The sequence below is a fragment of the Micromonospora sp. CNZ280 genome, assembly GCF_011759515.1.
The window spans coordinates 667,578-687,678 of record NZ_JAAOYP010000004.1 but is presented as its reverse complement, the minus strand read 5'-3'; the positions used below and the strand labels follow the sequence as shown (position 1 = coordinate 687,678).

Here is a 20,101-nt window from a genome sequence, read left to right as displayed (position 1 = left end):
AGAACCCGTGAGACAACCCAAGCCCCGCCGGGCAATGACGGCATTCGTCGCCCTGGTAGCCGCCGCCGCGCTGACCGCGTGCGGTGGTTCCGGGTCCGGCACCGATTCCGGCAAGGACGCGCTCGAGGCGCCCGGCGCGGAGGTGCTCGAGAAGGCCACCGACAAGACCACCATCGAGTTCTGGCACGGGATGAAGGGCGCCAACGCCGAGGCGATCGACAAGCTGGTCGCCGACTTCAACGCCCAGAGCGGTGGCAAGGTCGAGGTCAAGCCCATCTACCAGGGCAACTACGACGAGACCATCGCCAAGTACAAGGCGTCGGTGCAGCAGAAGAGCACTCCGGCGCTGGTGCAGATCTACGACATCGGCTCCCGCTTCATGGTCGACTCCAAGCAGACCGTGCCGATGCACAAGTTCATCGACAAGGACAAGTTCAACGCGGGCGACATCGAACCGAACATCGCCAACTACTACTCGATCGACGGCAAGCTCCAGTCGATGCCGTTCAACACGTCGACCCCGCTGCTGTACCTGAACAAGGAGGCCTTCGTCCGGGCCGGCCTCGACCCGACGAAGCCGCCGCAGAACCTCGACGAGATCGGGGAGATGGCGAAGAAGCTGACCGTCAAGGACGCCGGCGGCAAGACCGTCCAGTACGGCTTCGGCGCCGCCATCTACGGCTGGCTGGTGGAGCAGCTGATCGCGACGGACGGCAAGGAGTACTGCGACAACGGCAACGGCCGCAAGGGCCTCGCCACGAAGGTGCAGTTCGACCAGGAGACCGGCGTGCGCGTCGCGCAGTGGTGGGCGGACCTGGTGAAGGGCGGCTACGCGACGAACACCGGCCGCAAGACCGACGACGCCCAGGCCGCCTTCAAGGCCGGCACGGTGGCGATGCACCTGGAATCCACGGGCGCCATGCGCGGCTACATCGAGGCGGCCAAGGGCAAGTTCACCGTGCTCACCGCGCCGTACCCGAAGGCGAGCAGCTCCTCGACGGGCGGGCCGATCATCGGCGGCGCCTCGCTGTGGATCAATGGCGTCGGGCACAGCGACAAGGAGAAGCGGGCCGCCTGGGAGTTCGTGAAGTTCGCCCTGACCCCGGCCCAGCAGGCCAAGTGGCACACCGGCACCGGGTACGTGCCGGTCAACGCCAAGGCGCTCGATGAGCAGATCGACAAGGACTGGGTGGCGCAGTACCCCCAGTTCAAGACCGCCGTGGACCAGCTGCACGCGCTGCCGCCGTCGGTCGCGTCGGCCGGCTGCCTGCTCGGCGTGATGCCGCAGGCGCGCAAGGCGTCGGAGGACGGCCTGGAGGCGGCGATCGTCGGCAGCAAGCCGGCCGACCAGGCCATGAAGGACGCCGCGGCGAGTGTGCAGGCCGCGATCGACAGTTACAACAAGTCGGTCAGCTGACCACAGCGTCACCGCCGAGGGGACACCTCGGGACGAGGGGCCGGCTCCGTGAGAGTCGGCCCCTCTTCGTCGCAGTGACCGTGCAGCATCGTCTTCAGCGCGTACGGGTAGTTGGTGATCATGCCGTCGACGCCGAGGTCCAGGGCCCACCGCCACAACTCCGGCGAGTCGACCGTCCACGGCACCAGGGCCATGCCCGCCTCGATGACGCGGGCCGCGTCATCGAGCCGGAGCCGATGGATGTCCGGGTTGACCGAGAAGATCCACCCGGCGAGGCCCGTCAGCTTCCCGCCCGCCGGCACGTCGTAGGTGATCAGCGAGACCGGGACATCGGGCAGCTGCGTGTGGAAGTCCCGGAGGGCCTGCTCATCGAAGGACCCGACGATCAGCGGCCGCGGGCGGACGCCCGGGGAGATCCAGTCGCGACGCCGGCGCAGCCGAGCGACGACCGCCTGCGCCAGCCCGGGATTCACCGCTGGTGACTTCAGTTCAAGGTTCAGGCCGACCCGGTCACCGAGCAGGTCGAGCAGTTCGTCGAGCGTGAGGATGTGCTGGCCGGTGAACTCGCCGTCGTACCACGCCCCGGCGTCGAGTTTCTTCAGCTCGGCCACGGTGAAGTCGTGCACGTTCCAGGGTGCGCGGTCCGGAAATGTCAGCCGTGCGTCGGTGGTGCGGGCGAGCGTCACATCGTGGATGATCACCGGCTCCCCGTCGGCGCTGAGCTGCACGTCGGTCTCGATGTAGTCGGCGCCCTCGGCGATCGCGAGCTCAAAGGCGGCAGCGGTGTTCTCCGGCGCCGTGCCGGACGATCCCCGGTGCGCGTACGTCGCGGCGCCCCGCCTCGTTGACGGACTCGTACTCATTCAGGAACTCCGTAGTAAAGGGGCGACGGTGGCCGCCGCCGGTACCGGTAGTGGCTGTGCGGGCGGCAGAAGTAATGATCACCCAGAAGCGGGCGGCGGACCACTCGTCGGCCACGAGCCGTGCGGCGTCGCCGCCCGCGCTGCAACAGCAGCCCGTCCCGTCCGTCGCGATGATGAGCACGGGTCGGCGGGGATGGGAGCGGGGGAGGGCCAGGTGCGCTCGGTGCACTCGCACGGTGGGGAGTCGTCGCCGTTAGGCTGACCTTTTCCCGGCCGCGCCACCTGGAGAAACGCCCATGTCCGACAGCGTCTTCGCACAGTTCACCGCCGACGACGACCAGCTCGCCGTCGCGTTGCTCGTGCAGCCGGCGATCAACGCCGCCCTGGTGCACAACCGGGTGCCGCTGGTCCGCCACCTCACGCTGGTCAACCGCGGTGCGGAGCCGCTGTCGGACGTGACGCTCACCCTGGAACTGCGCGGGCCCGACGGCGCGCTCACCGAGCCGTGGACGCGTACCCTCGCCACGCCGCTGCGGCCCGGCGCGAGCACCGGCTGGGACGACTTCCGCGACGTCACCCCCGACCGCGCGCTGCTGTACCGCACCGACGAGGCGTTCCCGGTCGACTACCGGCTCACCGTCGAGGCCAACGGGCAGGCACTACGGCTGGTCGCACCGTCACGAGTGCTGGCGCACAACGAGTGGTTCAACAGCCCGGCCCTCTATGACAGCCTGGCCGCCTTCGTGCAGCCGAACACCCGCGCGGTCGAGGCGGTGCTGCGATCGGCGGCGCAGCTCCTGCTGGCGCGCACCGGCTCCGGGTCGCTGCAGGGCTACCAGGAGGGCTCGGAGCGGGCGGCGCTGATCGCCGGCGCCGTGTACGAGGCGCTGCGCCAGCTGGAGATCACCTACCAGACCCTGCCGGCGTCGTTCGAGAACAGCGGCCAGAAGGTCCGCACGACGGCCGCGGTGCTGGACGGGCGGCTCGGCAACTGCCTCGACCTGTCCGTCACCTACGCCGCCTGCCTGGAGGCGGCGGGCCTGCACCCGCTCATCTTCATCAGCGAGGGGCACGCCTTCGGCGGCTTCCTGCTGGAGGAGGAGCGGCTCGGCGCGACCGCCGTCACCGAGACGAACCTGCTGATCTCGATGGTCGACTCGGGCCGGGCGGTGCCGGTCGAGCTGACCCGCATCGGGCCCGGCGCGCAGTCCGCGACGTTCACCGAGGCGGTCCGGGTCGGACTCGGCCACTTCCGCGGCGAAGTCCACCGGCTACAGGGCGTCGTCGACGTGCACCTCGCGCACCGCTCCGGCATCCGCCCGCTGCCGTCGGCCGACGAACTGGTCGCGCCGGTCGAGGCCCAGACGAGCACGGACACCGACACTGAAGCCGCCTCCCTCGACCTGCCGCCCGGTGTCGCCGCGGCCAAGCTGCGCCAACTCGCCGACGAGGGCGACGAGGTGCCGCAGCCGGCCGACGGCTCGCCGGCGCGCATCCAGCAGTGGCGCAAGTCCCTGCTCGACCTGAGCCTGCGCAACCCGCTGCTCAACCTGCCCAAGCGCGGCCGGGGCCTGGACCTGCACGTGCCCGCCGGCGCCCTCGCCCTGCTCGACGACCTCATCCACGACAGCCGCCAGGTGCAGGTCATCCCGCAGGACGACATCAGCCACGTCCACGAACTGGCCGGCGCCCGCCGGGCGCAGGACCTCGACGCCGAGATCCTCACCCGGGAGCTGCGCACCGACCGGCGGGTCTACGGCGCGGTCACCGAGGCCCGCTACAAGACCGTCATGCGGGCGTTGCAGCGTGAGGCGCGCACGATGGAGCAGGAGACCGGCAGCAACTACCTCTACCTGACCATCGGCACGCTGGTGCACACCAAGACCAGCGGGGGAGAGGCGTATGCGCCGCTGTTCCTGCTGCCGGTGCGCATCGAGGGCGGCGCCGGCCGCCGGCCGTACGCGCTGGTCATCGACGGCACCGAGGTGGCCAGCCCGAACCACTGCCTGATCGAGTGGCTGCGGGTCAAGCACGGCGTGCGCATCCGGGAGCTGGAGCAGCCGGTCCTCGACGAGCACGGCATCGACATCGCCAAGACCCTGGCCGCGATCAACACCGGGCTGGTCGACAACCGGCTCAACTACCGCATCGACGAGACGGCCAGCCTGCGGCTGCTGCAGTTCTCCACCTTCCAGATGTGGCGGGACCTCGGCGACCACTGGCCCCGGTTCATGGAGAACCCGGTCGTGCGGCACCTGGTCGAGTCCTCCGGCGCCACCTTCGACGACCCGGCCCGCCCCGAGCACCAGGTGGAGGTGGCCGTCGACGAGGCGGAGCTGCACCTGCCGATCCCCGCCGACGGCTCCCAGATGCAGGCGATCGTGATGGCCGAGCGCGGCCACTCCTTCGTCCTGGAAGGCCCGCCCGGCACCGGCAAGTCGCAGACCATCACCAACATGATCGCCCGCGCTGTCGCCGCCGGCCGGTCGGTGCTGTTCGTCGCCGAGAAGCAGGCCGCCCTCGACGTCGTGAAGCGCCGCCTCAAGCAGATCGGTCTCGGACCGTTCGCGCTGGACCTGCACGGGCGCAAGCAGTCCCTCAACGCGATCCGCCAGCAGCTGCGCGACGCCCTCGACCAGTACGACGGCGGCGGCGACGGCGACTGGACGGCCGTCGAGACGGCCTACCGGACCCGGCTCGCCCCGCTGGTCGAATACCCGGAGCAGGTCCACACCGCCAACCCCGTCGGGATGTCGCTCTGGTCGGCCTACGAACAGGTCCTCGCCTACGACGACGGCCCGGCTGCCCCGATCCCGGTGAGCTACCTGCACACACCCGCCGAGGTACGCGCCCAGGTGGAGCGGACCCTGCGCGAGTTCCCGGCCGCCGCCCGCTCGGCCCGGGTCCGGCCCGAGCACCCCTGGGCGCTCAGCGGCTGCCGCGCCCTCGACGGGCTGCATACCGCGGCCGTCACCGAGATCGCCGCCGAACTCGAACGCCTCCGCGCCGACCTCGCCGGCCACCCGCACCTGGTCGGGCTGCTGCGGACGCTGCCCACCCCGGAAACCGTCACCGAGCTGCAGGCCGGCGCCTGGCTCGCCGTACGCGGACTGCTGCCGGACCGGGAGACCACCCTGCGCGCCGGCGACCGGCGGTGGGACGAGGCAGTGGCCCGGCTCCAGGCCGACCTGGCCGCCTTCGGTCAGGGTTTCGCCGGTGAGCTGGCCACCTTCCGGCCGGACGTCTACGCCCGCCCGGAGCTGGCCGGCTGGCACGCCGAGGCGGAGGAGGCGGCGAAGAAGCTGTTCGGCAAGCGCAAGCGCCGCCAGGCCGTCGTCGACAAGCTGGCCGTGCACCTGGTCGCCGGCGCGACGCTCGACGTCGACCGGGTGGAGGTGACCACCGGCCGCCTGGTCGCCGCGCAGGCGCAGGCCGCGGCGCTGCACCAGCACGCGGTGACGCTGGGCGGCCTGCACCTGCCCGGCTGGCAGCCCACCCACCCGGACGCGCAGCAGCGGCTGACCGAGGCGGTCGAGGCGACCCGGGCCGGCCGGACGCTGCTGGCCCGGCACCCACAGGCCTGGGAGCTGTTCCAGCGTGGTGTCACCGACGCCGACGCGGCCCTGCTGGACCGTGTCGCCGCCCGGTGGCGGGCCTGGCGCGGGGTGCTGCGCTCCGGCGAGCCGGAGCTGGCGCTGTGGGCCGCCGGCGCGCACTGGGTCGACGCCTGGCAGCGTGACGGCGCGACCTGGCTGCACGACCTGCGCAGCGAGGAGCTGTTCCCGCTGCGCCGCTGGGCCACCGTGCTCACCCACGCCGACGTGCTCGCCGCTGCCGATCTCACCGACTACCGGGACCAGCTGCTGCGCGCCGAGGTGACCGCGCAGCTCGCCGAGGAGGCGTACCGGCGCGGGGTCGCCGCGGCGTCCCTCGCCGAGCGGGTCCGGGCCGGCGGCCTGCAGTACTTCGACCCGGAGCTGCACGACGACGAGATCACCCAGTTCGAGGCGGCCGCCGGTGAGCTGCGCTCGGCGCTGCCCGAGCGGCTGCCCTCGGTGCTGGTCCGCCGCCGTCCGTTCAGCCCGACCGACCGGCGCGGCCGCTTCGCCGACTTCGCCGCGGAACTGCGCCGCAAGCGCGGCGGCCGGTCCTTCCGCGAGCTGTTCGAGCTGTACCCGGACGCGGTGCTGGCGTTGACGCCGTGCGTGCTGGTCAGCCCCGCCTCGGCGGCGAACTTCCTGGCCCCGGGAAGTCAGCGCTTCGACCTGGTCATCTTCGACGAGGCGTCGCAGATCCGCGTGGCCGAGGCGATCGGTGCGATGGGTCGCGGCAGCGCCGTGGTGGTCGTCGGTGACTCCCGGCAGATGCCGCCGACCAGCATCATGCAGGCCAGCCACACCACCGACGAGGTCGACGACGGCGACGGCCCGGTGCTGGAGGACCTGGAGAGCATCCTCAGCGAGGCCGTCGAGTCGGGGCTGCCGCAGCGCTGGCTGTCCTGGCACTACCGCAGCCACGACGAGTCGCTGATCGCCTTCTCCAACCGGTACTACTACGACAACAAGCTCTCCAGCCTGCCGTCGCCCGGCGCCAGCAGCTCCGCCGGCATCACCTGGCGCCGGGTCGACGGCCAGTACGACCGCGGCGGCTCGCGGACCAACGAGGTCGAGGCGCGGGCGATCCTCGCCGACATCACCCGCCGCCTGCACGACCCAGCCACCGCCGGCCAGTCCATCGGCGTGGTCACCTTCAACATCCAGCAGCGCGACCTCATCCTCAACCTGCTGGAGGACAGCACCGACCCGCTCATCCGCGAGCACCTCTCCGGCGCCGTCCCGGAACCGATCTTCGTCAAGAACCTGGAGAACGTGCAGGGCGACGAGCGGGACGTGGTGCTGTTCTCGCTGGCGTTCTCCACCAACCCGGAGACCGGCCAGCTCCCGCTGAACTTCGGCCCGCTCAGCCAGGCCGGCGGTGAGCGCCGGCTCAACGTGGCCATCACCCGGGCCCGCCGCCAGGTGGTGCTGTTCTCGTCGTTCGACCCGTCCGACATCGACCTGTCCCGCACCTCGGCGGTGGGCACCCAGCACCTGCGGGCGTACTGCGAGATGGCCGCCGCCGGCGCGGACCGCCTGGGCGACCTGGTCACCGACCGGACCGAGCGGCGCAGCCGGATCCGCGACGAGGTCGCGGCGGCACTGCGCGAGCAGGGCTACGAGGTACGGACCTCGCACGGCCTGTCCGACTTCACCGTGGACATTGCCGTGCGCCGGCCGGGATCCGCTCGCTGGCAGGTGGCCGTCATGCTCGACGGCCCCGATTGGGGCGCCCGCCCGACCGTGGCCGACCGGGATTCCGCGCCGGGGCTGCTCCGGTCGATCATGGGCTGGCCGGAGGTCGTTCGGTTCTGGCTGCCGGCGTGGATCCACGACCGGTCCGCCCTGGTGCAGCGGGTCGACGAGGCGATCGCCCGAGCCGAGGCCGCCGCGGCCGAGCCGACGGAGCCCGCCGCGTCTGCCAACGAGGTCGACCTGCCGTCACCCCGCGCCGGCGAGGAGGCCGAGCCGGCGCGCCCCGCGGAGATGGTGGAGCAGCCGCGCCGGACGGACCACGTCGAGTTGTCGCGGCCGCCCGTGGCGGAGCAGACCGACCCCGCCGCCGATGCTTTGCCGCCACCGGTCACCGGCTTGGCCGCCGCGCCGGCCCCCGTCGCGATCGCACCGCCGGCGGCCGCCGGCAGCATCGCGGTCAACCCGTTCGTCCCGTACGCCGGGACGCCGCTCGGTGACCAGAGCGACCTCGACCTGCTCGCCAGCGACCAGCGGGTGCGCGGGCTGGTCCGGGACGCGTTGCGCGAGATCATCGCCGCCGAGGGGCCGATCGAACAGCACCGGCTCGCCCGCCTGGCGCTGGCCCGGTTCGGTTTCCTCCGCACCCGGGAGGACCGCCGCGTCGCCGTGCTCGCCCTCGTCGACGCGCGCCGGCTCTACGACCACCCCACCGTGGGCCGGTACGCCTGGCCCGAGGGCACGGACCCGCAAACCTACCGCGCGTACCGGGTCACCCAGGCCAGCAACGACCGGGCGTTCGAGGAAATCCCGCCGGAGGAGGTGGCCAACGCGTTCGCACACGTCCTGCGGGACGTGCCGCGAATGGACGAGGAGCGGCTGCTGCGCGCCGGGCTGGAGCGCCTCGGCTACCGGCGGCGCACCGACAAGATCGACAAGCTGCTCCGGTACGGCCTCCAGGTCGCCCTGACCAGCGGCCGCCTCCGCCACGACGGGGAAGGACGCATCACCCTCGGCTGACCGACTGGCCGGCCACCGTCACCATTGCCGCGCCACGGCAATGGTGACGGTGACCCATCGACGACCCGGCCGGGCCGTCAGCGGCCGTACGCCTCCAGCAGGCGCAGCCACACCTCGCTGACCGTCGGGTACGCGGGAACGGCGTGCCACAACCGATCCAGCGGAACCTCACCGACGACCGCGACCGTCGCCGCGTGCAGCAGTTCCGCGACGTCCGGGCCGACGAGCGTGCAGCCGACGATCACCTGCCGATCCTCGTCGACGACCATCCGGGCGTGTCCCTGGTACCCATCGGCGTGCAGGGCGGCTCCCGCGACGGCCGCCAGGTCGTAGTCGACGACCCGGATCCGCAGCCCGGCGGCCTCGGCGGCGGCTGCGGTCAGCCCCACCGACGCGACCTCCGGGTCGGTGAAGACGACCTGCGGCACGGCCCGCTCGTCGGCGGTGGCGACGTGCCGACCCCACCGGCCATCCTCGACCGCCTCGCCCCTGGCCCGCGCCACGATGACGTCACCCACCGCGCGCGCCTGGTACTTGCCCTGGTGGGTCAGCAGGCTGCGCCGGTTGACGTCACCGGCGGCGTACAGCCATTCGTCACCGATCACCGCCCCGTCGGCGTCGACGACCCGCAACGTGTCGTCGACCGTGAGCCAGGCGCCGGGCTTCAGGCCGATCCGCTCGAGGCCGATGTCCTGCGTGTTCGGCGTACGGCCGATGGCGACCAGGAGTTCGTCGGCGTCGACCCGCTCGCCGTGGGTGAGCGTGATGTGCACCGTGCCGTCGCCGTCGCGGGCCACCGACGCGGCCTCGGCGCCGAGACGTACCGACACGCCGGCCGCCCGCAACGCCTGCGTGACCCGCTCACCGACGAACGGCTCCGCCTGCGGCAGCACACCGTCGCGGGCCAGCACCGTCACCACGGATCCGAGACTCGCGAACGCGGTCGCCATCTCCGCCGCCACCACGCCACCACCGATGACGGCGAGCCGACCCGGTACCGCGCTCGCGGCGGCCGCCTCCCGGCTGGTCCACGGTGCCGCCCGGCGCAGCCCGGCGACGTCCGGGACCAGTGCGCTGCTTCCGGTCGCGACGACGACCGCGTGCCGGGCGGTGAGCGAGGCCGAGACGCCGTCCTCGCCGGTCACCTCGACGACCCGGTCGGAGCTGATCCGGCCCTGGCCGCGATACAGCGCGATCCCGGCCGAGTCGAGCCACGACACCAGCCCCTCGTCCGACCAGTTTGAGGCGAAGGCGTCGCGCCGGCGCAGCACCGCGGTCGCGTCCAGGTCGCCCGTCACCGCCTCCCGCGCCCCGGGCAGCCGACGTACCGCCCGCAGCGCGGTCGCGCTGCGCAGCAGCGCCTTCGTCGGCATGCACGCCCAGTAGGAGCACTCACCACCGACGAGTTCCCGCTCGACGATGGCGGCGGTCAGGCCGCCCCGCACGACCCGGTCGGCGACGTTCTCCCCGACCGGCCCCGCGCCGATGACGACCACGTCATACGTGGCGTTGTCCATGTCAGTTGGCCCTGGCGGCGCGGCCGAGGCGGATGGCCGAGATGAGGAAGAAGATGCCGCCGGGGATGGCGTAGCCGATGGCGTTGGTCAGCACCGGGTTGTCCGCGGCGGCGGTGGCGATGAACGACCCACCGGCGAGCACCGAGATGCCGCCACTGATGATCATCGGCCACTGGCCACCCATCCCGCGGCGGGTGACCCCCACGATCAGCTGGACCAGCCCGGCCACCACCGCCCAGGCACCCCACACGCGCAGGACCGCCGGGATGCCGGACGCGCTGGCCACGGCCAGGCCGACCGCGGCGAGCAGGCTGACCGCGACGTTCACGTACAGCAGGGTGGGCGATCCGGTGGCGCGTGACGCGCGGGCGTCGATGACGGCGGCGGCGACGTCGAACAGCGGGTAGAGCACGAGCAGCGTGACGGCGAGCGGGCCGAGGTGCGTGGCGGTCGTGAACATCACGAGGGCCCAGACGATGGCGAACGCGAACCGGACGAAGTACAGCCGCCGCAGGGTGGAAGCCGTCGTCGAGATGCCGGGTGCGGCAAGGGTGGTCATGGTGATCCTTTCGGTGGCGAGGGCGACCGCGACCAGCAGGGCCGAGGCGCGAACATCACGCGGTAGAACGAACGTTCTGTCTCGCCAATGATGCCGACGCCGCCCCGGCCTGTCAAGACAGAACGTTCTACCCCATTGCGGTAGGGGTGCGCGCTGGCTGCCGTGCGAGGAGCCTGCCCGGATGTCCGCCCGGGCCGGATACGCCATCGGGCCCGGCGAGAAATGGCTGAAGCCGACGGACGAAGAGCAAGACCGAACGTTCTATCGCTACCATGGGCGCATGGCACGTAGCGAGACCGGCGTCCGACCGTCCGAGGCGCGACAGCGGCTCCTCAACACGGCGTCCAGGATCTTCTACGCCGAGGGAATCCACTCGGTCGGCGTCGATCGGATCATCGCCGAGGCGAAAGTGACCCGGGCCACGTTCTACCGGCACTTCCCCGGCAAGGAAGATCTCGTCCTCGCCTATCTGAACGCGGCCGATCAGGCCATCCGCGACCAGGTGGACACCGCCGTCGCCGCCGGCCTACCGGCGCCCGAGGCCCTCCGGGCCGTTGCCGAGGGGATCGCCCGGGACATCCGGTCCACCGGCTTTCGCGGCTGCGCCTTCCTGAACGCCGTGGCCGAGTTTCCCGATCCCGACCACCCCGTGCACCAGGCCGTCCTCGCGCATCGGCAGTGGTTCCTCGACACGATCAACACCTTGCTGGCGACGATCGAGGAAACCGAGGCCGAGCCCGCCGCGCGGCACTTCGTCATGCTCCGCGACGGCGCCATGGCGGCCGGCTGCCTCTTCGACCGGGCGCTGATCTCAGAGACCTTCCTCCGCGGCGTCGAGGGACTCATCCGAACCCACGCCGCACGCCAGCCATCCTGAGCGCGTCCCGCAGCGGTTACGCTCGCCCCTTGCCCATGCCTCCCCGTGGCGAGATCGTGGGCCTCGCTACCCGGGTCGACGGCCCCACCGACCTCGGGCACCCACAGCGCGACACCGTAGTGGTCGAACAGCGGAACGGTGAGCCGACATGGCTGCCGTACAAGGCGCGCTGCGGCTCCCCATGACGACAGCATCGAAGCCTCGGTGTGGGTCACCGAGCGCGGCGAGCAGGCGGGACGCTTCGCGGCGCCGCTTCGACGGACGTCAGCGGGACAGGCCAACTTCCTCCACCACCTGTCCAACCGCTGCCTCGATAAGGGCTCGCGACCGTGACAGTTGCCAGCCCCAGGAGGCTTCCGGTTGGCGAATGGCTCGAAGCCGTCGCGCTGGAGCTCCATTTCGGAACTCGCCCTGCCTACACCGGGCGGCGCACAGAGGGCCGACCACAGCTCGTATCCGGATCTGCCGATGTGAGTGCGACGGTTGACCGGTTGACAGAAATCTGGCTGGAGAGTGTCGGATCTGCCGGATGCCGTTCGAAGTGTATGCAGAGACGGACGTCGGGTCCGGGGACGATCAGAGGGAGCGGACATGCCTGAGTACCTCATCTACTTCAATCAGCAGTGGGTGGGTGACCACACCGAGGAGTGGTTCCGCGGGCGCGGTCCACTCGCCAGGGCGGTTGTTGATGAGATCAAGGCCGCCGGGGCATTCGTCTTCGCCGGGGGCCTGGAGGAAGAGGACGGCCCCGTCTTCAACGCAGACGCCACAAGCGGTGCGTTGGTCTTCACCGACGGGCCCTATGTCGAGACCAAGGAGTTCCTGGGTGGCCTGACCATCGTGGACGTGCCGGATGAGGCGACCGCCCGGATGTGGGCCGGCAAGATCGCGGAGGCATGCGGCTGGCCGCAGGAGGTTCGCCGGTTCAAGCCGCGGCGCGTCTTGCAGGGATGAGATCGTCACTCGTCGGCTGAGGCTTGAGCCGAGGCGTGGCCGGCACCGGGGCGACGTCGCTGCGGTAGCGGCAAGGATTCGACCAGGCACGGGGGCGGCCAGAAAAGTGCCGCCCCCGGAGCCGGCCGACGAAAACGCTTCGCCGTACTCATCTGCCGCCGACCGTGCGGGCTGGGAGTCATCCGAGTGGGTCCCCACCCAGCAACGGGCGGCGGTCTTGCGGAACCCGCCCCATGGCGAGTTGTTCATCGCTGACCAGCCGACGCAACCCTGCCCTGCCCACGCGGACATCCCGGGCCCGCGCTCAGTCCACGTTCGCCGGGATCGGATCGAACGACGTTCCGTCCGCCGGGCCCACCTCGTGCAACCGCCCGTCCCGCACCAGGTACACGAAATTGTGCCGGGTCCGCGCGGCGAAATCGGCCCGCTGCTCGTCGGTCCAGTCGTCGCGGTGGGTGCGGGGGTACTCGGCGTGATCCGGTTCGGTCAGCAGCCGGACCACGTAGACGGCGTTGGCGCGCACCTCGATACGCCAGCGGTCGTCGGGCCACTCGCCCTCGGCCTCGATGACGCCGTCGACGACGTGGTCGAAGGTGAACCTGTCCAGCGCGGGCGGATACACCCGGCCGGGCACCGGGTCGACCCGCTCGCGCGCGACGGTAGCGTCTGCTTCAGGAACGTGTGCACCAGGTACCCCATCCAGAATTCGGCATCGTAGAACTTCTCGTGCTCGTTCCAGGCGATCGCGGTGCTGTCGGCGGTCGGCGCCCACTTGCACCAGTACCCGGGCTTGCTGGAGTCTGGATCCCTGGCGTCCTCGATCTCGTCGCCGTAGCCGAGGGCGTAGGGGCCGGTGGACCGGGGTTCGTGCCTGGTCTCGGCGAACGCCAGCAGGTAGTCGATCTCGTGCTGGTTCAGCGGAGGAGTGATCGTCACCTGGCCGGTGAACGTGGTCTCGTAACCCACGGCGGTTCCCTTCCACGAAGCGTCGCATGTGTATACCAACGCGTGAAAGGTACTGATCTGAACGAGCAGGAGTTCGGGGGTGGGGCTGACCGGCATGTTGGCGGAGACCCACAATGATCAAGTGAATGGGCGGCGCCACACGGCGGTACGGCCTGGGGCGGCCCACCGACCGCTGCCGGGACGAATCCCGGCCCATTAGGGGTGGTAATCCCCTCGGGTGCGCGGAAGCCACTGCGGATGGTGGTCGCGCACGAACTCGAGCAGCCGCTCCCGCAGTTCGCACCGCAGCTCCCAGGCGCTCCCCGAGTCCATCGCCCAGGCGCGCATCTGGATGACGATCGTCTGCGGCGTCATGTCGACAAGCTGGAGCTGCCACTTGCCGTGGTCCCAGTATTGCGACTCCGTCAGGATGCGCTGCGCCTCGGTGCGGAGCTCTTGCAACTGGGCCGTGTGGTCCAGGTGCAGCGCCACCTCACCGATCACCCGGGATTCCCAACGCGTCCAGTTCTGGAACGGCCGGTCGGTGAAGTAGGTGGTCGGCACGGTGAGCCGCCGCTCGTCGCACATCCGCACCACGACGTGGGTGAGCTTGACGTCCTCGACCTTGCCCCATTCGTCGTTCACCACGACCACTCGTCGACCGCCAGCACGTGGGCGAGGGCCACCTGCAGGCCGGCGAAGATGTTGCCGAGGGTGTGTCGAGCGGCCAGGCCGACGATGATGCCGATGACTCCGGCGGACATGAGCACGGACGCCCCGAATGTCCGCAGGGCGCTGAAGGTCGTCAGGGCCCAGCCGATGGCCAGCACGGTGACGACGGTTCCGGCGAGTCTGCGGAAGAACCTGACCTCAGTGCGCAGCCGCCGGACGGTCGCATCCTTGCTCTCCGCGGGCAGTTCCCGCAGCACTGCTTGCTCCGCGACCCGCAGCGCCTTGACCACCAATCGCGCTATCGCTAGGACCTCCAAGAGCCCGAGCACATGACGGATGCGGGGCAACCAGTCCTCGGGTAGGTCGGTGAACCGCAGCGTGACGTACAGCGCAGCGAGCACCAAAATGACGATGGTCAGCCGCCGGCAGGCGCGGTAGGTGGGCATCAGCAGCCACTTGAAGCGACCCCGCGCCGCCTTCCCGATCAGCACGCCGATGAACCAGCCGGCGAGCCAACCGGCAGCTGTCGCGGCCGCGACGACCAGCAGGGTGCGAGTCAGCCCCACCTCGACCCCATCCAGACGGCCGGCTAACGGGTTCGAGCCGGCGGCATCTGGGATTTCATCGGCGGAACAAAGTCGTGCGAGCCAAGCCGACCCGATGTCGCGGGCTCGCGAGGCTGCCATGGAGAGATTGCTCCTCGTCGCAAGAGTCGTGCGGATCCTTGTCAAGGGAAGGAACGAGCATTGCCGGCATTCCGTTGGCACCGCAATGGACGGATTCGGTCACGTCGTGACCGACGACGGGTGCCCCTGTTCTTCCGGCCGCCGCCGTGACCCAGCTGTCTGCCTGCGCACCCACCCGATTTGCCATCCCAACGGCCGGTCGCCTCCCCGGCGGCTCCCCGGGGCTCCCCCGGATCCGCCTCAGCCGGGTGCACCGGCGGGCCGGAGCGCAACGACAGGGGAGTGCAGACGACCGAGGCGTTCCAGAGGCTGGAGCAGCAGCACCTCGTCTCGATCCCGCGCGCCCCCGACGGCCGGCGACGGCAGTACGACGGACTGCGGCTGCTGTCGGAGGCGAGCAGGCCAGAGGAGCACCTCACTACACCGTGGCCGGCGACCGCATCTGGATCTCGCCGCACCTGTTCACCAAGCTCTGGCTGTTCGCGCTCACGGACACCGAGCTGGCCATCTACCTCGCCATGGCCCGCCAGCGCGAGCGGTACCCGTACCGGCACGGCACCGAGGGCATCTACCTCTGCGGCGACGACCGGATGACCCTATTCCAGGCGGACACGCGCAGCCTGGCGGACCACCGACACGCTGCACCGGTGCGGCTTGATCGACTGCGTCAACGACCCCCGACGGAACGTCCGGCAAGGTCGGAGACTTCGCGAACCGGTGGGCCAAACGTGAGGTGATGCCGGTGCACTACAAGATCAACGACGAGGCGCTGGCCAAGCTGGTGTTCACCACCATTCGCCAGGTCCTCACCGCGTCGACCGGCGCCGACCACGCCCGGCGCGCCGGCGTGGAACTCGTCGCGGCCTTGAAGACTTGCTACTGCCCGGACCGTTCCGCGCCCGGCGCTGACGAACCGGGGCGACGGGGGAGGGCCGGTGGCGGTGGGCATGGCGCTGCGGGCGAGCCATCAGCCGGCCGTCAGGACTGCCGTGGCGGGACTCCAAGCAGAGGCGGGCGGGAAGAAGTGGAACGGGCGGCCTGGCCTACTTACCGGAATCATCCCCGCTCGGCCGGGTGATCGTCTCGCGTCCACCCCCGGTCGAAAAGCGAAATCTCAAACGGGGGCCGAGAGTCGGCCCGCCTCCGTATTTACCCAGCTCAGCCGCATGCTCGACGTCCGAGGCGAAGCCTGGCCGGACCTGTCCGTTCGCAACCGCTCCTGTTGATGTGGTGGACTGGCGCGGTGAGTCCGAAGAGCCGCGGCCGTCCTGCCGGGCGGGGCCGGCCGCAACGCAAGCGTCAGGGACCGGTGCGCCAGCTGCGACTGTCCGACCATGTCCTGCGTGACGCGCGGTCGGTCGCAGCGACGCCGGATGCTTTGGATGCCGAGGTCTGGGCCAGCGGTTGGCTGGGGCAGGCATGGCTGGGCGCTGACCTGGGGGAGCGACAGCCGGAGCATGGGTTGTGCATGGAGGTGGTGGGTCGGGCCTGCTCGCGTCCGTCACCGGCCGCCCTGGCCGCCGTCGCCGCGCTGCGGCGGGTGGTGTCGCCGGACGTGTGGTCGTTACTGGATGAGACGGTGGAAATCCTCGTGGAGAGCCAGCCGGCGCCGTCGTGGCTTTCCGTCTCGGAGTTCGCGCCGGTACGGGCGCATCGCGCGGTGGATGTGTGGGACAGCGAGCGGGTGCTGTTCATCGAGTACGAATCCAGCGACCCCCACGCGAGGCGGCATACGCTGATGGCGCAGGTCACCGAGCCGGGCGGGACGATAGTGGCCACGCTGGGTGTTTTGCGCGAAGGCGCGGCACAGCACTGGTCGCAAACCCGCGACGCGAGGGACGTGCCGATGCCGGTGGCCGAGGTACCGGTGTCCCAGGCGCTGGCGGACTTGGCCGCTGCCTTGCGGACCACCGACATGTACTGGCCACGCCACGACGACGAGGACTATGCCGAGGTACGGGCGTTAGCCTGGTCGCGCTGCCGGGAGTACCTGCCGGACTGGCCGGACGCGCCTGAGCTGCCCGAGCAGCAGCGGCAGGAGCTGATCGATGCGTTCGTCGCGGAGGCGTACCCGCCCGGCGCCGCGGCTGCGGACGTGCCGGGCAATGGCGACGTGGATCCGGAGGTGGTGCGGTCGCTGGCCGACATCTTCGTCGATTACGGCCACGGGTACATCACACCCGGTCTGCTGGCGTGGAGCCCCGCGTGGGTCGCGGTGTTCCTGGGCGACTGGCTGCCCCGCAAGACCTTTCTCGACGACGCACAGCGGGAGGTTCTGCCCGAGGCGTTGCGCCGTTGGGTACGGTTCGCGCTGGACCGGCGAGAGGTCGACGCTGGGTGGATCGAGCCGGTGGTTGCGGCCGTCGACACCTACCTTCCCGAGTTCCTCGCCGCGGCGGACGACGAGTCCGCCTCAGGACCGGCCAAGCAGATCGCCGCGGAACTGACCGCCCGGGGTATCGACCTCACCGACAAGGCGGCCGTCAACGCGGTCATCGCCGAACTGAACGCCGCCCGGCTGGCCCGGCGCCTGGCCAAGGAATGATCCCGCCAGGTGGCTGTGGAACACCGAGGTCCTGATCCGTCTGGCTCGCCCGGACCGTTCCGGCCGGGGTAACCGAACGCGGCCTGCTGCGCGCGCTGCGCTGGCGCCCGGCCACCGCATCGATATCCACCCGCTCGGGGGGTGGTCACGGTTGCGAAGGGCGGCGCGCGGTGGAGACGGCGACCGCGCCGAGCGCGACCGCGGTGGTCAGCAGGACGCCGGCCACCCCGGCGCTCGCGGCCACCAGTCCCACCCCTGCCGGTAGGACGAGCTGGCCCAGCCGATTGCCGCTGAGCCGGAGCGCGAGCGCGGTGGCCCGCGCCCCGGGCGGAGCGGCCAGGGTGATCCAGGACATGGTCAGCGGCTGCCCGATGCCCAGCCCGAGACCGGCGGCGACCACCGCGACGCCGAGCGCCCACAGCGGCAGCGGGACCGCCAGCAGCGCCACCGCCACGGCGGACGCGACGATGCTTCCGACCAGCAGTCGCATCCGTCCCAGCCGCCCGACCATCGCGCCGAGGAACAGCCGCGACACCATCGAGGCGCCGGCCCGCAGCGAGAGGAGTACGCCGACCACCCGCGCCGCGATTCCCTGCTCGGCGCCGAGTGCCGGCAGGTAGATGACAAGCAGATCGACGGCGGCCAGCACGGTGAGGCTGGCCAGGATGGCCCGGCCGAGGCCGGGCACCCGCAGCAGCGCCCCCATCCGGTCGCCCCGGCCGGGCAGACCCGCCGGTTGGGTGTGCCGCCGGGGCCGCAGCAGCAGGCTGGCGCCGAGCAGCGCACCGGCCCCGGCGAGCGCGCCGGCGAAGACCTGGCCGGTGTCCGGGACCAGCCCGCCGCCGCCGAGCAGGCTGATCAGGACGGGTCCGATCGCCTGGCCCAGCGACACGGCGAACGTGTAACGCCCGAAGGCGACGTCCAGCCCGGCATCCACGGTGGAGCGGGCCACCCATGCCTGTTCCCCCACGACGGAGAGCAGGTGGCCCAAGCCGAGCACCGCGCTCCACAACACCAGCCCGGTCAGCGAGTCGGCGTGCCCGGTCAGCCCGGCGGCGGCGACCAGCACGAGCAGCGCTCCCGCCAGCAGGGCGGGGCGCGACCCGTACCGGTCCGTCGCCCGGCCGACCGGGAGCGCGGTCAGCAGCGGCAGCACCGCGAAGCTGGCCGAGATGACCCCCAGCCAGGCGGCCGGTACGCCCAGTTCGAGCGCCCGGTACGACGTGCTGGGCCGCAGCAGGAAGGTGACCGACTGGACGAGCACGGCGTGTAGAAGCAACGCCCACGGCCAACCGCCGGTGGCGCGCAGCGCGTCGCGGGGGCGCACGGTCAGGGCACGACGAGCAGGTCGAGCAGGTCGTTGGCCGGCGTGGCGAGCAGGTTGTCACGATCGGCGAGGCGCTCGGCCACCAGGTCCGCGCGTTCGGCGGACAGCGCCGCGCCGAGCCCGCGGCGCAGCTTGTCCCGCACCAGCGGCTCGGCCTCGGGGCGGCGTCGCGGGTGGCCGATCGGAATGCGGATCTCCTGCCAACCAGTGTCGGTTCCGTCGGAGAAGGTGATCCGGAGCGCGTTGGCCACGGCCCGCTCAGCGGGGTCGAGGTAGGCGCGACTGTACTCCGGTTCCTCGGTGACGATCATCCGCTTGCGCAGCACGTCCACCCGAGGGTCGGCCGCCGCCTCGTCGGTGTAGTGCTCCTCGTCGAGCCGGCCGTGCAGCAGGGCGATGGCCACCATGTACTGCAGGCAGTGATCCCGGTCGGCCGGGTTGGCCAGGGGTCCGGTCTTGTCGATGATCCGGACCGCCGCCTCGTGGGTGCGAATCTCGATGCGATCGATGTCGGTGACCCGGTCGCGTACCGCCGGGGCGAGCCGAAAGGCGGCCTCCACCGCTGTCTGGCCGTGGTACTCGGCCGGGAACCACGGCTTGAGCAGCACGTTCTCCATCACGTAGCTGCCGAGCGGCTGCGGCAGGGTGACCTGGTGCCCGCCGAGCAGCGAGTCCTGGAAGCCCCAGCCCTTCGCGGTCAGCGGGGTATGCGGGCTTTCTGCCCCGCGCAGCGCCAGGTAGGCCAGCCGGACCGCTCTGCTGGCCGCGTCACCGGCCGCCCAGGACTTACGCCAGGTCACGTTGGGCGTGTGCCGGTACGTGCGCAGCGCACCGCCGTCGACCCAGGCGTGCCCGAGCGCCCGCCGGATGTCCTCCTCGGAACCGCCGAGCAGCCGGGTGGCCACCGCGGTCGAGGCGATCCGGACGTACGTGACGTGGTCCAGCCCGTGCCGGTTGAGCGCGGTGCCGAGGGCCAGCACACCCTGGATCTCGTGCGCCTGGATCATGGTGACCAGCACGTCGCGTACGGTCGGTGGGGTGCCGCCGGTGGCCCGGGCCCGCTGGGCGATGTGGTCGGCCAGGGGCAGGATGGCGGCCAGGTTGTCCGACGGGTGGCCCCACTCCAGAGCCAGCCACGTGTCGTTGAAGTCGAGCCAGCGGATCAGCGTGCCGGTGCTGAAAGCCGCCTGCACCGGGTCGGTGGCGTGGCCGGTCGCCAGCACCCGACTGGGGTGCGGTGTGGCGGTCGGGAACAGCGGCTCCGCCGTCCGCCGGCACTCGGGGTCGGCTAGCCCGAGGAAGGCGCAGGCGGTGGCGTCGAGGAAGGACAGGTGGGCGGTACGCAGGGCCAGCTCGGATTCGATCCGCTCCGGGTGGGCGGCATACTCGGCTATCTGTACCACGACGTCGTCGTAGCCGGCGGACATCAGC

15 protein-coding genes are annotated in these 20,101 nt (G+C 71.3%); 7 read left to right on the top strand and 8 right to left on the bottom strand.

Going from position 1 to position 20,101, the window contains the following annotated elements; all coding sequences use genetic code 11:
• Positions 1-7 precede the first annotated feature (7 nt).
• Positions 8-1,417, top strand: a complete 1,410-nt coding sequence (locus FHX32_RS30285) for an ABC transporter substrate-binding protein (protein ID WP_167190773.1) — start codon at positions 8-10, stop codon at positions 1,415-1,417.
• An 8-nt stretch (positions 1,418-1,425) separates the two neighbouring features.
• Here FHX32_RS30285 and FHX32_RS30280 read toward each other — a convergent pair whose 3' ends face one another.
• A complete protein-coding gene (locus FHX32_RS30280; protein ID WP_167190770.1) occupies positions 1,426-2,280 on the bottom strand; it encodes a glycerophosphodiester phosphodiesterase family protein in 855 nt (284 codons plus the stop codon).
• Between the two features lie 296 nt (positions 2,281-2,576).
• Here FHX32_RS30280 and proA point away from each other — a divergent pair, with 296 nt between their 5' ends.
• Positions 2,577-8,588, top strand: coding sequence for an anti-phage protein ProA (gene proA, locus FHX32_RS30275; RefSeq protein WP_167190767.1), 6,012 nt, complete (start codon positions 2,577-2,579; stop codon positions 8,586-8,588).
• 77 nt (positions 8,589-8,665) lie between these two features.
• Here proA and FHX32_RS30270 read toward each other — a convergent pair whose 3' ends face one another.
• Both FHX32_RS30270 and FHX32_RS30265 read right to left on the bottom strand, forming a co-directional pair.
• Entirely contained in the window at positions 8,666-10,105 is a 1,440-nt protein-coding gene (locus FHX32_RS30270) for a dihydrolipoyl dehydrogenase family protein (protein ID WP_167190764.1), read from the bottom strand.
• 1 nt (position 10,106) lies between these two features.
• On the bottom strand, positions 10,107-10,664 hold the full coding sequence (locus tag FHX32_RS30265; protein WP_167190761.1) for a hypothetical protein: 558 nt from the start codon (positions 10,662-10,664) through the stop codon (positions 10,107-10,109).
• 181 nt (positions 10,665-10,845) lie between these two features.
• On the opposite strand from FHX32_RS30265, the gene FHX32_RS30260 reads away from it, so the two are divergent.
• Together FHX32_RS30260 and FHX32_RS30255 are read left to right on the top strand one after the other, a co-directional pair.
• On the top strand, positions 10,846-11,541 hold the full coding sequence (locus tag FHX32_RS30260; RefSeq protein ID WP_396835537.1) for a TetR/AcrR family transcriptional regulator: 696 nt from the start codon (positions 10,846-10,848) through the stop codon (positions 11,539-11,541).
• A gap of 591 nt (positions 11,542-12,132) precedes the next feature.
• Positions 12,133-12,495 carry a YciI family protein gene (locus tag FHX32_RS30255; RefSeq protein WP_167190758.1) on the top strand — a complete coding sequence of 121 codons (363 nt, stop codon included), beginning with the start codon at positions 12,133-12,135 and terminating at the stop codon, positions 12,493-12,495.
• 304 nt (positions 12,496-12,799) lie between these two features.
• Here the strand turns inward: FHX32_RS30255 and FHX32_RS30250 are convergent, their stop codons facing one another.
• The 3 genes from FHX32_RS30250 to FHX32_RS35505 all read right to left on the bottom strand — a co-directional run bounded on the left by FHX32_RS30250 (position 12,800) and on the right by FHX32_RS35505 (position 14,798).
• Positions 12,800-13,129 carry a hypothetical protein gene (locus tag FHX32_RS30250; protein ID WP_167190755.1) on the bottom strand — a complete coding sequence of 110 codons (330 nt, stop codon included), beginning with the start codon at positions 13,127-13,129 and terminating at the stop codon, positions 12,800-12,802.
• A 527-nt stretch (positions 13,130-13,656) separates the two neighbouring features.
• Entirely contained in the window at positions 13,657-14,088 is a 432-nt protein-coding gene (locus tag FHX32_RS35510) for a mechanosensitive ion channel family protein (protein WP_486481411.1), read from the bottom strand.
• Positions 14,082-14,798 carry a hypothetical protein gene (locus FHX32_RS35505; protein WP_486481410.1) on the bottom strand — a complete coding sequence of 239 codons (717 nt, stop codon included), beginning with the start codon at positions 14,796-14,798 and terminating at the stop codon, positions 14,082-14,084. The genes FHX32_RS35510 and FHX32_RS35505 overlap by 7 nt, the downstream gene beginning before the upstream one ends.
• A gap of 425 nt (positions 14,799-15,223) precedes the next feature.
• Between FHX32_RS35505 and FHX32_RS30240 the strand changes: the two genes are divergently transcribed.
• The 3 genes from FHX32_RS30240 (at position 15,224) to FHX32_RS30230 (ending at position 17,343) form a co-directional block, all read left to right on the top strand.
• A complete protein-coding gene (locus FHX32_RS30240; protein ID WP_167190752.1) occupies positions 15,224-15,535 on the top strand; it encodes a hypothetical protein in 312 nt (103 codons plus the stop codon).
• A gap of 5 nt (positions 15,536-15,540) precedes the next feature.
• Entirely contained in the window at positions 15,541-15,876 is a 336-nt protein-coding gene (locus tag FHX32_RS30235; protein WP_167190749.1) for a hypothetical protein, read from the top strand.
• Between the two features lie 165 nt (positions 15,877-16,041).
• Complete coding sequence (locus FHX32_RS30230) at positions 16,042-17,343, top strand: hypothetical protein (protein WP_486481409.1); 1,302 nt, start codon at positions 16,042-16,044, stop codon at positions 17,341-17,343.
• A gap of 145 nt (positions 17,344-17,488) precedes the next feature.
• Here the strand turns inward: FHX32_RS30230 and FHX32_RS30225 are convergent, their stop codons facing one another.
• A complete protein-coding gene (locus tag FHX32_RS30225) occupies positions 17,489-18,670 on the bottom strand; it encodes an MFS transporter (protein WP_208419493.1) in 1,182 nt (393 codons plus the stop codon).
• A gap of 2 nt (positions 18,671-18,672) precedes the next feature.
• Positions 18,673-20,097 carry a bifunctional 2-methylcitrate dehydratase/aconitate hydratase gene (locus tag FHX32_RS30220; RefSeq protein ID WP_167190743.1) on the bottom strand — a complete coding sequence of 475 codons (1,425 nt, stop codon included), beginning with the start codon at positions 20,095-20,097 and terminating at the stop codon, positions 18,673-18,675.
• Between the last annotated feature and the right edge of the window lie 4 nt (positions 20,098-20,101).